This window comes from Lacticaseibacillus huelsenbergensis, assembly GCF_029726355.1.
GTDB lineage: Bacteria > Bacillota > Bacilli > Lactobacillales > Lactobacillaceae > Lacticaseibacillus > Lacticaseibacillus casei.
On the sequence record NZ_CP120687.1, the window covers coordinates 899453 to 912468 of the forward strand.

The following is a 13016-nucleotide window of genomic DNA, read 5'->3' on the forward strand; positions in this document are numbered from 1 at the left end:
ACAGTCCTATGTCTACGGTATTTAGCAAGGTTCATCGAGGTTGAGAATCGTTCACGAAACTCAGCCAAACTGGTCCAAAATGATTCAACAAAAATCAATTGAGGGAAGCGTTTACTATGTCACAAAGTCCAGCTAAATTTGAGCGGTTAAACGAAATTATTCAAATTTTGCGTGATACGCCGCAAATTAGCATTGCTGATCTCAGCAAGCAAATGTTCACCAGCAAATCAACACTGCGCCGCGATCTGATCGAGCTTGAAAGAAGCAACATCATTCGCCGGCAGTATGGGATGATTCAGCTGCTGCAAGGCAATAACCTTGAATTTACGTATGAAAAAAGACGCAACGAAAACGCGCGTCTTAAACGATTGATTAGTCGGCAAATTGCTGCCAGGATCCCCAGCAATGCCGCTTTTTTCATTGATGGCAGTTCAACTTTCTTCAGTCTGCCTGAGTTACTCCATGAACAGGTTGGTCTTCACGTCATCACCAATAACGTCAACATGGGTCTCCAATTCAATTCGCTGAATAATGTTGAGACTATCATTGCTGGCGGAAAGATGGTGCCACGAACGGCTACGACACTCGGCTCGACAACCATTCGCGAAATTCAAAGTTTTCACCCTGATTTTGCCCTGCTATCAACCGGTTCAATTGATGCTGACGGCATTTACGTCGCCGATCCGGAACAGGCAGCAGTCAAAGAAGCCATGATTGATGCTGCTAAGTGTGTGATTTTTGGGATTGATTCAACTAAATTCGACCAAAGTGATTACATCCGCATTACCAACATGGATCAAATCAACGAAATCGTCACCGACAAACAGCCGTCTTCAGCCTATCAACCTTTGTTTGAAAACTACCATATTCAGCTCACGTATCCACATCAAAATCATTAGAAAAGCACAAAAAGCACCTCGTTGCAGCGAACGAGGTGCTTTTCTTAAATTCATGGGAGGTATCGCAAACAAACTTGTTGGCTCAGACTTTGAGTGTCACCTTGCTGATCAAGGTATCACCATGGAGAAATTCCGGATTTGGTGTTAGGTCAAAGCGTTTGGCTAACTGTTCCAGATTTTCATCCGTGATTTCGTTGATGATGCGGCCGCCTTGCGCCTGAATGGCGGTGTAAATGGTTGCCGCTTTTTCAACGGTTTCGATCAGGCCATAGGTTTCGTCGATGGAGTCGCCAGCACCGAAGATGCCGTGTTGCGGCCACATCACGAGGCGGAATTTGGCCATTTTATCAGCCGTGGCCTGCCCGATTTCATTGGTTCCCGGGGTCATGTATGGCAAGACGCCAATGCCTTCAGGGAACACAACGATGGATTCAGCTTGCATCTTCCACAGAATGCGGGAGAACAGTTTCTCTTCTAGCGGCAAGGTGAAGGACATGGCCACAAGGTTGGTTGGGTGGCAATGCATCACGATGCGCTGGTTAGGATCAACCTTGAGGCGCTGAATGTGGGTCATTAAGTGTGCCGGGAACTCACTGGTTGGTTGCCCGCCGTCGTTGAAACCCCACAACAGATTAACGCTGTGACCATCTTGGGCGATCTGAACGAGTCCGGTATCACGTGCCGGGAAGTCCTTCACGTTCTTGAAGTAGCGTCCGGTTCCGGTAACCAGAAAATACTGGCCGGCAAGTTTGCTGGCATCAAACTTGATCGGAATGTTGCGCTTAACTTCATGCACGTCGCCATAGGGAGCAATCTCGGCCTCGGTTAGGCGATAGCTGACGTTACCGCCATTGCGTTCGTCCCAACCGTGTTGGTAGAGATTCCATGTCACTTTACGCATCTGCGTCACATAAGGGGATTCTGTAAAACTTTGGGTATATTCCGGATTCAGAAATTGTTTCTTGTTATCCATTAGAGGTATTCCTTTCAGAATCTGCTGAATTAGTGAACCAACTTGGTGTCGCGCTTGAACTGAACATCCTTTTCATATTGATGGATGTTGTTCATCCAGTCGAAGCCAACCGGGGTGTTGTGATCCTGGCAGAACTTGTCCCAAACAGCACCGAATGGGAAGGACTTCAATTCTTCGGTTTCAATCAAACGAGTAGTGAAGTCAGCGTTCAATTCGCTCTTCTTCAACTGATCGATCGGTGCCAACATTGCCTGCAGCAAGCTCTTTTGCGTTGCGCGAGCGCCGACAACCCAAGCAGCAACCCGGTTGATCGTTGCGTCAAAGAAGTCAAGGCCGATGTGGGTGCGATCAAGATAACCGTCACGAACCAAGGAACGGGTGATCCGAATCAAAGCATCGTCCATGATGACAACGTGGTCAGAGTCCCAACGAACCGGACGAGAAACGTGCATGAACAAACCTTTGCCGAATGGGAAGAATGCGCTGAACTTGTCAGACACATCTTCAGTAGGATGGAAGTGTCCGGCATCGATGGTCCAGAGTTTGTTGCGGCTGATCGCGTAGTTTTGATAGAACTCGTGTGAGCCGGTGGTGTAGGATTCAATCCCGGTACCAAACAGCTTACCTTCGAAGGATTCAATCGTATTCTTTTCCGGAAGTGGATCCTTGATGATTTCGTCCAAAGCCTTCAACAAGCGCAAACGGGGGGTCTTCTTGTCAATTGGGTTGTCTTTGAAGCCATCTGGGAACCAGAAGTTGTTGACAACCTGGCTGCCTAATTTTTCACCGATGTAGTTGGAAATTTCCCGGCTGATCTTGCCGTGACGGATCCAGAAATCCCGAACCTTTGGATCTGGTGACGAAACCGTCATGTTGTCTTTAACCATTGGGTGGGAGAAGAAGGTGCCGTTAAAGTCAAGGCCGATGCCTTCTTGCTTTGCCCAATCAATCCAATAATCGAAGTCTTCAGGCTCCAAAGTATCCAAGTCACGCTTCTTGTCGGTAACGGCATAGATAGCGTGCAATTGAACCCGATGCTTGCCTGGGATCAGGCTCAGGGCTTCGTGTAAGTCGCCGGACAATTCATCCGGTGTACGAGCGATGCCAGGATAGTTACCGGAAACCCCGATGCCACCTGTCAATGCCTGGTTCGGGAACAGGAAGCCATGAATATCATCGCCTTGCCAGCAATGGACTGACAGAGGCACCTTTTCCAATTCCTTCATAGCGGCGTCTGTGTCAACACCGATTTCTGCGTAACGTTGCTTGGCAACTTCATATGCCTTATCGACTTCTTCTGGTTTAACCATGTGATAAACGCTCCTTTTTTGAAAATGATTTGAAACTACTTGTTACCAAAATGAAAAACCGAGTTAATCCAAGTGGAAAACTTCATGCAGATCAACTGCTACCGGACTGTTATCCGGATTGGTCTTCATGAGTGGCTCCATGTAAGCCCACCACTTTTTGCAAATATCGGTGTTGGCAATCTGGTTGTACTTATCGACATCCGGTACTTCCAGATAGGCAAATAATTCACCGTTTGCTTTGTTCAAGTAGATGGAATAGTTGGTGGCACCGTATTCCTTGAGTGCCGCCTTCATTTCCGGCCACAACTCATGGTGCCGCTTTTCGTATTCATCGTACTTGTCAGGATAGACATACATGACTTGGCCAATGCGTGCCATGATCAAACCGCCTCCTTAGATTTTGCAGCTGCCTTGGTCGGCTTTGCTGTCTTCATAAATGCTTTGTACTTCGTCAACACATCAGGATAGGCTGTCGCATTCGGTTGATAAGTCTTCAAGTCAAAGGATTCCCTGATTAACTTGCGACCTGCCACCACGTCTTTAACCGCACCGGTCGTAATCATTTGAACCAGCAAATTACCGATCGCAGTTGCCTCACTAGGGCCGGCAATCACTTTGATGCCGGCAAGATCAGCGGTCAGTTGATTCATCAAGGCGACATTGGAGCCACCGCCGACAATGTTGAGAGTGTCAATCGGATCGGCAATGATGGTGCTGAGTTTCTGAATCTCGTTGGCATAGTACAGAGCCAAGTTTTCATAAACTGCCCGGGTGAGTTCGCCCGGAGTTTCAAGTTTGGCCTGACCGGTTTCCGCAACGTATTGTTGCAGCTCCTTGATCATGCTCTTCGGATTCTCAAAACGCTTGTCGTTGACATCGATGAAAACTCGGAATGGTGCGACTTTATCAGCCATTTCTGCCAATTCATTGAAACTGTATTGATCCTTGAGTTCGCGCTTGATGCACTGCACGATCCACAAGCCCATGATGTTCTTCAAGAACCGGTACGTCCCATAGGCGCCCCATTCGTTGGTGTAATTTTCTTTGAAGGCATCCTGACCATTTTCCGGCGTGTTTAGTTCTGCTCCGAGTAAGGACCAAGTGCCGGAACTCAAGAATGCCCAGTGATCACCAAGACCTGGCGTACCAACAACGGCACTGGCGGTGTCATGAGTGGCGACCGTAATAACATCCGTGTCTGGAATGTCATACTTCATGTGCCATTTGTGGCTGATCTTGCCCAGCGGGGTGCCGGATTCGACCAACTCAGGGAATTGATCTTGCGCGACGTTGACTTCTTTTAGCAAATCTTTGTCGAACAGGCCTTGGCGCAAGTTGAGCATCTGCGTGGTTGACGCATTCGTGACTTCAGTGACCGCATTACCGGTTAACACGTACCCGATATAATCCGGAATCATCAAAATCTTATCGGCTTTAGCCAGATCGTCACGTTCTTCGGTGTACAACTGATAAAGCGTGTTGAAGTTCTGAAACTGAATACCGGTTTTTTCGTAGATATACGACTTAGGCAGCTCTGATGTGAGCTTACTGATGGCGCTGTTGGTACGCGAATCCCGGTAACTCACCGGATCGTGCATTTTCTTACCATCAGCCCCGACCAAGACGTAATCAACGGCCCAGGTATCAATGCCCATATCAATCAGCGTATAACCCATCTTTTTGACTTTCTCCAAGCCAGCGAAGATTTCGTTGATAATGTGATCAATTTGCCACCGATCATGCCCGTTTTCCTTTTTAAAACCGTTCTTGAAGCGGTGGACTTCTTTAATTTTTAATTGTCCGTCAACGACAGCACCGAGCATCAGGCGTCCGCTTGAAGCACCGATGTCAACTGCGACGTATGCTTTCATAAAATTGCACCTCTCTTACCAACAACATTGGATACCGCGCTTCTTAGGTAGTCACGCGTTCATTTTTCAAAACTATTTGTCTGGATTCATCATTTGCTGAGCGACCGAGTTGCCGGCAGCTTTATCTTTGGCCGCGGTATCGCGATCAGCTTTCGCCTTTTCATCATCAGTGAGGAATTTATCCCCATATTGTTCACGGGTGATTTCTTCAAGGCTCTTGCCACGCGTCTTGGGGGTCCAAATCGTCCCAATGACCAAGGAAACGAGCAACAGGCCGATCATGAATGTACCAGCGACGGTGAAACCTAAGCTGCTGAGAATGGCCGGGAAAATAATGGACCAAACACCGGCACTCGCCCGAACAACGAAGAACATCACACCTTGTGAACCTGCCCGGAACTGGGTCGGGAAGAGTTCGGTTGCCCATAGTGCGTACCATGCCTGAGCACCAATGCCGGCACTGATACCCCACAACGCAACGAACGCCCATAAGCTCCATGACTGTGCCATGCCGGCATAAGTCAGGATGATCCATGAAGCGGCAGCCATTGCCGCACCAACGAAGAAGAAGATCCGGTGGTTAGCGCGGTCGCCGTACTTAGCAAAGCCGAAGTAGGTTGCTACCGCGGTCAGGATCCATAGAACGGCCTGTAGCATGTTGGCTTCCTGGTTAGACAAGCCGCCCGCCGTTTCGTAAACATACGGCATGAAGAAGCCCATCGCGCCGGCAACCAAGTTCCAGAACATGTAAACGCCGATTAAGAAGAACAACCACTTAAGCGAAGTTTTATTGGAGAACAGGGTCCGATATGGATGGGATTTTTGACCGGAAGACTTTTCAAACGCCTTGCGATCCTGCCATGCCTTGGATTCGCCAAGACCACGTTGTAATAACCAAGCAACAAAGGCAATCACCGTTAGCAAGCCAAACAATATCCGGTTACCTAAAAGACCCATTGGTGCAAGAATGGTTCCAAGAATGAAAATAACGGCTGGTCCTAACGACCAAGCAAACTGTGATACCCCGATGTTCTTAGCCCGATTATCATTTTGCGATGTTTCGGAAATATACGTCCAACTAGCAGGAACACCGGCACCAACTGCTAAACCAGTAATCAGAAATCCAGTGAGCAACATTGGAAAACTAACTGCAAACATCACTAAAATCGTTCCAAGCATGTAAACCAACATGTCATAGGTGTAAATTAATTTACGCCCAAACTTATCTGACAGCGGACCGCCGATCAGCGCGCCTAGTGCCGCCCCGAACGCATTCGCCGAGAGTGCACCGAGCAAGCCGACTTGAAAACTGCTTAGCCCAAAATGTTGGGTCCACAGTGTCAAGCCACTGGCGCCGGCCACGATGCTGCCAGAATCCAGGAAGTTCGTAATCGAAACACGAACCGTGGATTTTAACGAGCTTTTCTCTGAAGCCATTGTGTTACCTCCTGAACATTTATAATTTTGTCATCGCTTACAGTTAACATTTAACCGCTTACATGGTATGGTCACAATGTCAGATAAATATCATGAGTGGAACATAACCACAGGAGGCCATCATGGAACTATCAGTCTTAAAGCAACTGGAAAGCCTAACGACAATCGAAAAGCAGCAAAAAAACCGGCAGATCTTCAGTGACGATATCCCGCCGACTGCCATCGACCTGCAGGAGTCAAAAGAGTTTAATGTTCCGGTTTTAAACGATTATTTTTTTCGCAACCACGCCATTTACGTCAGCAAGCACAATCGCTTTGCACCGTATCCGATGCACACCCATCAATTTTTTGAAATGAATTATATGTTGCAAGGTAACGCCAACGAAACCGTGAACGGCGATCGGGTGCACTTGTCACAAGGTGATTTGCTCCTATTGGATATCGGTAGCGAGCACTCGATTGATGCGCTTGGGGAAAATGACATCCTCATCAACGTCCTTTTCCGTGACCGCAACATCTCGCTCGACTTTCTCAACCAAATCCAAAGTCAGCAAAGTGTCCTTTACGACTTCATGATTAACCATTTACGAAAAGAGAAAACCGAGAAACGCTACATGGTTTTCCGCAGCGGCATGCATGATATTCGCACGTCACTGGAACGCATCATCGAGGAATACTTCCGGCCGCGACCTTTTTCCGACACCATTATTCAAGCAGAATTAACCGTGCTGATTGCCGAATTGATTCGCGGCAATGAACCGACCATCGATGACCCATCGCCGGCCCAAAAGCTAGCGGTTAAGCTGCTTAATGACATCCACAAGCATTATCGCGACTTGTCGTTAGAAGATCTTGCCAATAAATATGCCTATAACAAAAACTATTTAGGCAACCTATTCTCCAAAGAAGTCGGTAAAACTTTTTCCGAAGCCTTGACTCAAGAACGGCTGATCAATGCTCGGCGGCTCATTCAAAACACCAAGAAACCGATCAGTGAAATCTGTCTCGAAGTCGGCATTAGCAACAAGAGCTTCTTTTATCACAAGTATCATGATCTTTTCGGGAATACGCCTAAAGATGATCGGCAGCACACCAACGGCTACATCTCACCTAGCCACACTAACCCGCCGTTAACCATTCTGTAAATATGTTCCGAAATGTTTCACATTTCGGTACCGAAAAGCCCTCTATAAACCGCTTTCAATGTGAAACGGGAAAAGTCAACTAAATTCTGGAACATATTCTCATATGTTTAGATGTTGCTCTTGATAAAAATATGAATTGTGAAAGAATGAACGTGTAATCAATTTATAGCGATTGAAGGAGCGATTTTTATGAAGATCACAGCAGCTGTTGTTGATAAAAAAGGTGCCGATTTTGAAATTCGGGATGATGTTGAATTAGCGCCGATGGGTCCCGACGATTTGCAGGTGCACATGGTTGCGACCGGCATTTGCCATTCTGACGAAGCGTTGCGGATTGGTGACGCGGTTATCGGTTATCCGATTGTCCTAGGTCATGAAGGTTCTGGCATTGTCGAAAAGGTCGGCCCGGAAGTCACCCAGTTCAAGCCGGGCGATCACGTTGTCCTGAGTTTCTATGCTTGCGGTAACTGCAAGAACTGTTTACGCGGCATTCCAACGCAGTGCTTGAATTATGCGCATAACAACCTTTCCGGTACCCGTCCGGACGGTTCGGCGCACTTCACGGAAAACGGCAAACCGGTGGCTGACATGTTCGACCAAAGCTCCTTCACCACCACGACCGTTGTTCGCGAGCGGAACGCTGTTAAAGTTGACAAGGATCTTGATTTACGTAAGCTTGGACCGTTGGGCTGCGGCTATGTGACTGGTTCCGGTACCGTTTTGAACACGTTGAAGCCAAAGCCAGGCGATACGATTGCGGTTACCGGTACTGGCGCGGTTGGCCTAGCTGCCATGATGGCCGGCAAGATTTCTGGCTGCACCAAGGTCATTGCGATCGATATTGTTGATTCGCGGTTGCAGCTGGCTAAAGAGCTGGGTGCAACGGATGTTGTTAACAGCAAGGAAGAGGATCCGGTTGAAGCCGTTAAGAAGCTGACTGGCGGCCTCGGGGTTGACTGGGCTGTTGATACGACTGGTGTTAAGGCGGTTATGGAAGATACGATCCAGATGCTGGCTCAAGGCGGTACCACAGCAACGATTGCGGTTACGCCGCATCATATTGATGTGGATACCTGGAATGATCTGTGCGTCAATGACAAGAAGATTGTCGGGGTTAACATGGGCGATTCGATTCCGCAGATTGATGTGCCGCGGTTGATTGAATTTTACAAGCAAGGCATGTTTGACTTTGACAAGACTGAGAAGTTCTATTCATTTGATCAGATCAACGAAGCTAACGCGGATTCTCGTTCTGGTAAGACAATCAAGCCGGTGCTGATTATTGATAAGGATTATGTACCTGGGAAATAACAGTGTAGGCTGATTGTTCTGTCACCGCGCCAAACTCCGCAATCTCCGGCGGGTCTGGGCTGGAACGTGGTGGGCACGACTTAGAGCCTCTGCAAAACCGGCAGAGTCTCTAAGCTCGGCCTTGTACTACGCCGGGAAAATCGCCCGGCTAGTACAATCTCACCACTGAGTCCGCCCCGCCTCCGATTGCTCCGCTTTGGCACTCAGGCTCGATGCTAAGTTTCTTAGCTTTCTGCGAAAACACTTGATGTTTGTATTTTTACCCCTCATTCAACTAAAAAGCCTGTCATATTCGCAAACTTTGTTTGCGAGATGACAGGTTTTTTTCTAATTCTTGTAGCTTGGTGCCTAATCCGGTTCGTCCCAGAATTCTAGTGGAATGATGTTGCCGGAGTTCATTGTGTTTTTTGGGTCGAAGCTCTTAAGGAGCGTTTTGAGGACCCAGTAGGAGCTGCCGTATTCTTCTTTGATGAATGGGGCGCGGGCTTTGCCGACGCCGTGGTGGTGGGACATGGTGCCGCCGCGTTTGAGGGTTTCTTCCACGATGATTTTGTTGATCGGATCGTGGTAGCGGGCCATTTCGCCGGCGGGGTCGTCTTCTGCATCGATGAAGGCATAGACAAAGTACAGGTTCGTGCCGTTGACGTAGCTGTGCGAAGAGTGGCCGCCGATGCCGTATAGGTTCGGGATTTCTTTTTTCACGCGTGTTGTCACGGCTTCAAAAATGTTGGCAATTTCATGCCAGTTAGCAGCAACTTCGGTCGTGAAGCCGACGAATGGTGTTTTCTCGAGTTGGTTGACTTCTGCGTCGACCTCTTTTTGCGTCCACGTTAGATGTTTGAACCAATCAATGATTTCATCTAGCGGCTCGTATGGCTGCGTCTGGTCGGATGCTTCGACCATGGCCTTGATGGCGCCAGCTGTGGCGTCGCTGAGTGGTTGTGGGCCCTCTGTTCGGAAAATCAGTACCGGTTTTTCGGCGTGTTTTGGATAAAACTGACTCCAGTCCTGTGCATCGTAAAGGCGAATGACCGATGGCCGATAGCCGGCTGCTACAATGTCGCGCAACAGGTGAAACCCTTCGCGCATGGTGTCGACGGTATAGGCCAGATAATGATACGTATCCGGTAAATATGGGAACAGCTTGACGGTGACTTCAGTGATGAACGCAATGCTGCCTTCGTTGCCGATAAACACATGACGAATATCGGGACCGACTGAGCGCCGCGGCACATTTTTAATCCGCACGATGCGGCCATCTGGCATGACGGCTTCCAAACCGACCACCATGTCTTCGATCCCGCCATACAAGGTCGATAGTTGCCCAATGCTACGGGTGGCCACCAAACCGCCAAAATCGGCTAACGGCTGCGACTGCGGCAAGTGGCCGGTGGTGTAACCTTTTTCATTCAGCCAATCCTCGGCCTGCTTCAAGGGTACCCCGGCCTGAACGGTTAGTTGCATATCTTCCGGGTCAAACTTCAAGATTTGATTTAGGCGTGATCCGTCAACGATGATATGGGGCTCGCGGGCACTTTCCAATCCCCGCTCAATCTCTGACCCGCCCGTTCGCGGAATGACGTTGACGCCTGTGTCATTGGCATATTTCAGCACCGCCGCCACCTGTTCAACATTTTCCGGATAAACAATCGCGACCGGGATCGGTGCTTGGTATATTTTCCGCGCTCGTGGATATTTCCGGTAAAAGTCAAGGCTGGCATAGTTTAGCTGGTCTGGATCCACATTAACCTGATCATGGCTGGTTAACTGGATCAATTGTTGTACGATTGCATCTTTTGTAACGGTATCCATTAGATTCACCTCATCTACTTTCAATCCCAACTGGCAATCAACGGTTCGCCGACCTTGCCGCGCTCGGCAACGCCGTTAATGGTTTGAAGGTCTTTAAACACTGGATCGGTTAATTGATGCAGGTTCTTGTACTTTTCGTATACTTTGGCATATTGCGCCACCGCATCTGCTTGCGGTACAAAGCTATCGGCCGGCTTCACCATCGCCGCAATAGCCTCGTCATACGTGCGATATTCGCCAATGCCGACTGCCGCATTAATCGCCGCACCTAACCCAGCCGCGTCGGTGATCACGTTGCGCTGCGCCGGCAAGTTGAAAATGTCGGCAATTAGCTGCATGAAAATGTCATTCTGCGCGCCGCCGCCTGTGACCACTAGCCGATCAACCTTGCGATCCAATTCCTTCAGCATCGCCGTTGAGTAATCCAGCAAGTTAAAGGCAAGTCCTTCAAGAATCGAACGGAACATGTGCCCGCGGTTATGACGCTCGTCCAAGCCGATAAACGCGCCTTTTCTAAACGGGCGATCCGCAGCCGGTTGCCAGTCCAAAATGGTCAACAACCCGTCACTGCCAGGCGGAACCGTGGCCGCCTCGCGCGTCAGCACATCCAAGGTGGATTCGTGGGTCGCATCCCCAATCCCCTGAAACTGCTTGGCGAACCAGCTAACCGTCCACATGCCGCGATAAACGCCGTTGCTTTCATACAAATATTCATTTGGCACATCCGCAAAATTGGTCCAGTAGTAGCGGGTTGTCCCGAACGGATGATTCTCATTGCCTTGCAACATGGAAGTGGTATAGGTGCCTAGCGACAGCAGAAGATCCGGACCGGTTTTCAGCCCTGCGCCCAGTGCTTCCACTGCCTTGTCATTGGCAGTGGCGATCACCGGCAAGCCCTTCGGCAAACCCGTTACCGCGGCTGCTTCTTCCGTCACATTGCCTAAAATGCCGCCGGGCTTAACCAGTTTGAACAAAGAAGTCCGCGGTAGATTAAGGAAATCAAACATCATGTCCTCATCGGTCCAGTCCCACTTGTCCATATCAATCGGCCACGTGCCAATATAACTGGCCGCCGTGTCAATGCGATTCCCGGTCAGTCGGTAAGCCAGATAGCCGGTGCTTGCGGTCACATACACCGCATCGTCGGTCGTCTTTTCATAGATCTGGTGCGCCCGGTCGTCCATCCAGCTAATGGCCGGTTGGGCTAAGTCGCCATCTGCCTTTAAAACCAATCGATTGAAGCGAATGCTGCCTAAGCCAATCGCCAGAATTTCATTCACGTCACCGTCAAACTTCGCCATCAACGCTTTGCTGGCGGTTTGCAGCGACGTCCATAAATCATCATCAGGATGCTCAACCACCCCGCCAGCTGCGGTATGCAACGGTTTTAGCGGCTGATGCTCCTGCCACAATGCGTTACCCTGCAAATCAAAAATCGTCAATTTGTTACTTTGCGTTCCTTGATCAATGGCCAGTATATAACGATCCATTCAACTCGCCCCTTTCGGATACAACCGAAACATGTGTGGTCGGCGGCAAACGCCTCGTAAAAATCACCAAATCGGCCAGTCCGTTTCGGCCTTTTAATCGCAAAAAAGAGCGCGCCTCCCTATTTTCAAGGATTGCGCGCTCTTTTTGCTCTGCGCTAATTTTGCCATAAGGTGGTATTCGTGGTGGAAATGCCCGTTGCCCCAGCGGCCAAGTCGGCCATAATCGCTTCTTTTGTGCTGATCAAGCCACTACTGATAAGCGGAACATCGGTTTCATGGGTAATCCAGGAAACCGCTTGAGGCATAATGCCCGGCATCACGTCAATCATATCGGCATGCCCGACATCGTACTGCCGCTGCATCGTATACAGCGTCCGCGAATCGATCAAAAAGAAACGGTGAACGGTCAACATTTTCTTCTGCCGGGCCACGGCCAGCAAGTGTCCCTTGGAGCTCAAAATGCCATCTGCATCGGTTGTTTTGGCAATGAATTCAACGGCACTGGGGCGGCTCGCCAGCCCTTCAACCAGATCCACGTCGACAAACACGATCTTCTTGGCTGCTTTTAGCTGTGCCACGATATCCCCAATGTTAAGAATTGACCCATACAAGGTAAAGACAACTTTGACATCTGCGGTCAAGGCAGCATTTAAGCCTTTATCATCCTGAATCCCGGCAATCACCGGATTAGCCGCGACAACATCTTGCAGTTGCATCTCTTACTCCTCTTTCAAGCCACCAAATGGCATACACCACATTGTTAAACTT

11 protein-coding genes are annotated in these 13016 nt (G+C 49.1%); 3 read left to right on the top strand and 8 right to left on the bottom strand.

The window, feature by feature from the left end:
* Positions 1-116 precede the first annotated feature (116 nt).
* Positions 117-899, top strand: a complete 783-nt coding sequence (locus LHUE1_RS03985; RefSeq protein ID WP_049172787.1) for a DeoR/GlpR family DNA-binding transcription regulator — start codon at positions 117-119, stop codon at positions 897-899.
* Between the two features lie 82 nt (positions 900-981).
* On the opposite strand, the gene rhaD is transcribed toward LHUE1_RS03985, so the two are convergent.
* From rhaD to LHUE1_RS04010, 5 genes are all read right to left on the bottom strand, one after another.
* Positions 982-1872, bottom strand: coding sequence for a rhamnulose-1-phosphate aldolase (rhaD, locus tag LHUE1_RS03990; RefSeq protein WP_025013738.1), 891 nt, complete (start codon positions 1870-1872; stop codon positions 982-984).
* Positions 1873-1901: 29 nt separating this feature from the next.
* Positions 1902-3182, bottom strand: coding sequence for an L-rhamnose isomerase (locus LHUE1_RS03995; protein WP_087912966.1), 1281 nt, complete (start codon positions 3180-3182; stop codon positions 1902-1904).
* Between the two features lie 63 nt (positions 3183-3245).
* A complete protein-coding gene (gene rhaM / locus LHUE1_RS04000; RefSeq protein WP_047107002.1) occupies positions 3246-3560 on the bottom strand; it encodes an L-rhamnose mutarotase in 315 nt (104 codons plus the stop codon).
* Positions 3561-3562: 2 nt separating this feature from the next.
* The gene (gene rhaB, locus LHUE1_RS04005; protein ID WP_049172781.1) at positions 3563-5053 is read right to left on the bottom strand and encodes a rhamnulokinase; all 1491 of its coding nucleotides are present in this window, start codon (positions 5051-5053) and stop codon (positions 3563-3565) included.
* Positions 5054-5125: 72 nt separating this feature from the next.
* On the bottom strand, positions 5126-6490 hold the full coding sequence (locus LHUE1_RS04010) for an MFS transporter (protein WP_049172779.1): 1365 nt from the start codon (positions 6488-6490) through the stop codon (positions 5126-5128).
* A 122-nt stretch (positions 6491-6612) separates the two neighbouring features.
* Here LHUE1_RS04010 and LHUE1_RS04015 point away from each other — a divergent pair, with 122 nt between their 5' ends.
* Both LHUE1_RS04015 and LHUE1_RS04020 read left to right on the top strand, forming a co-directional pair.
* Positions 6613-7635: an AraC family transcriptional regulator gene (locus tag LHUE1_RS04015; protein WP_049172776.1), complete on the top strand. Its 1023-nt coding sequence runs from the start codon at positions 6613-6615 to the stop codon at positions 7633-7635.
* 189 nt (positions 7636-7824) lie between these two features.
* A complete protein-coding gene (locus LHUE1_RS04020) occupies positions 7825-8946 on the top strand; it encodes an NAD(P)-dependent alcohol dehydrogenase (protein ID WP_047106997.1) in 1122 nt (373 codons plus the stop codon).
* Between the two features lie 348 nt (positions 8947-9294).
* On the opposite strand, the gene LHUE1_RS04025 is transcribed toward LHUE1_RS04020, so the two are convergent.
* From LHUE1_RS04025 to LHUE1_RS04035, 3 genes are all read right to left on the bottom strand, one after another.
* Complete coding sequence (locus LHUE1_RS04025; protein ID WP_049169358.1) at positions 9295-10758, bottom strand: FAD-binding oxidoreductase; 1464 nt, start codon at positions 10756-10758, stop codon at positions 9295-9297.
* Positions 10759-10778: 20 nt separating this feature from the next.
* A complete protein-coding gene (locus LHUE1_RS04030; RefSeq protein WP_065425656.1) occupies positions 10779-12248 on the bottom strand; it encodes an FGGY-family carbohydrate kinase in 1470 nt (489 codons plus the stop codon).
* A 155-nt stretch (positions 12249-12403) separates the two neighbouring features.
* On the bottom strand, positions 12404-12964 hold the full coding sequence (locus tag LHUE1_RS04035; protein ID WP_047106995.1) for a glycerol-3-phosphate responsive antiterminator: 561 nt from the start codon (positions 12962-12964) through the stop codon (positions 12404-12406).
* Positions 12965-13016 lie beyond the last annotated feature (52 nt).

Coding starts and splice junctions, on each gene's coding strand:
- LHUE1_RS03985 (WP_049172787.1), top strand. CDS start 117: ATGTCACAAAGTCCAGCTAAATTTGAGCGGTTAAACGAAATTATTCAA.
- rhaD (WP_025013738.1), bottom strand. CDS start 1,872: ATGGATAACAAGAAACAATTTCTGAATCCGGAATATACCCAAAGTTTT.
- LHUE1_RS03995 (WP_087912966.1), bottom strand. CDS start 3,182: ATGGTTAAACCAGAAGAAGTCGATAAGGCATATGAAGTTGCCAAGCAA.
- rhaM (WP_047107002.1), bottom strand. CDS start 3,560: ATGGCACGCATTGGCCAAGTCATGTATGTCTATCCTGACAAGTACGAT.
- rhaB (WP_049172781.1), bottom strand. CDS start 5,053: ATGAAAGCATACGTCGCAGTTGACATCGGTGCTTCAAGCGGACGCCTG.
- LHUE1_RS04010 (WP_049172779.1), bottom strand. CDS start 6,490: ATGGCTTCAGAGAAAAGCTCGTTAAAATCCACGGTTCGTGTTTCGATT.
- LHUE1_RS04015 (WP_049172776.1), top strand. CDS start 6,613: ATGGAACTATCAGTCTTAAAGCAACTGGAAAGCCTAACGACAATCGAA.
- LHUE1_RS04020 (WP_047106997.1), top strand. CDS start 7,825: ATGAAGATCACAGCAGCTGTTGTTGATAAAAAAGGTGCCGATTTTGAA.
- LHUE1_RS04025 (WP_049169358.1), bottom strand. CDS start 10,758: ATGGATACCGTTACAAAAGATGCAATCGTACAACAATTGATCCAGTTA.
- LHUE1_RS04030 (WP_065425656.1), bottom strand. CDS start 12,248: ATGGATCGTTATATACTGGCCATTGATCAAGGAACGCAAAGTAACAAA.
- LHUE1_RS04035 (WP_047106995.1), bottom strand. CDS start 12,964: ATGCAACTGCAAGATGTTGTCGCGGCTAATCCGGTGATTGCCGGGATT.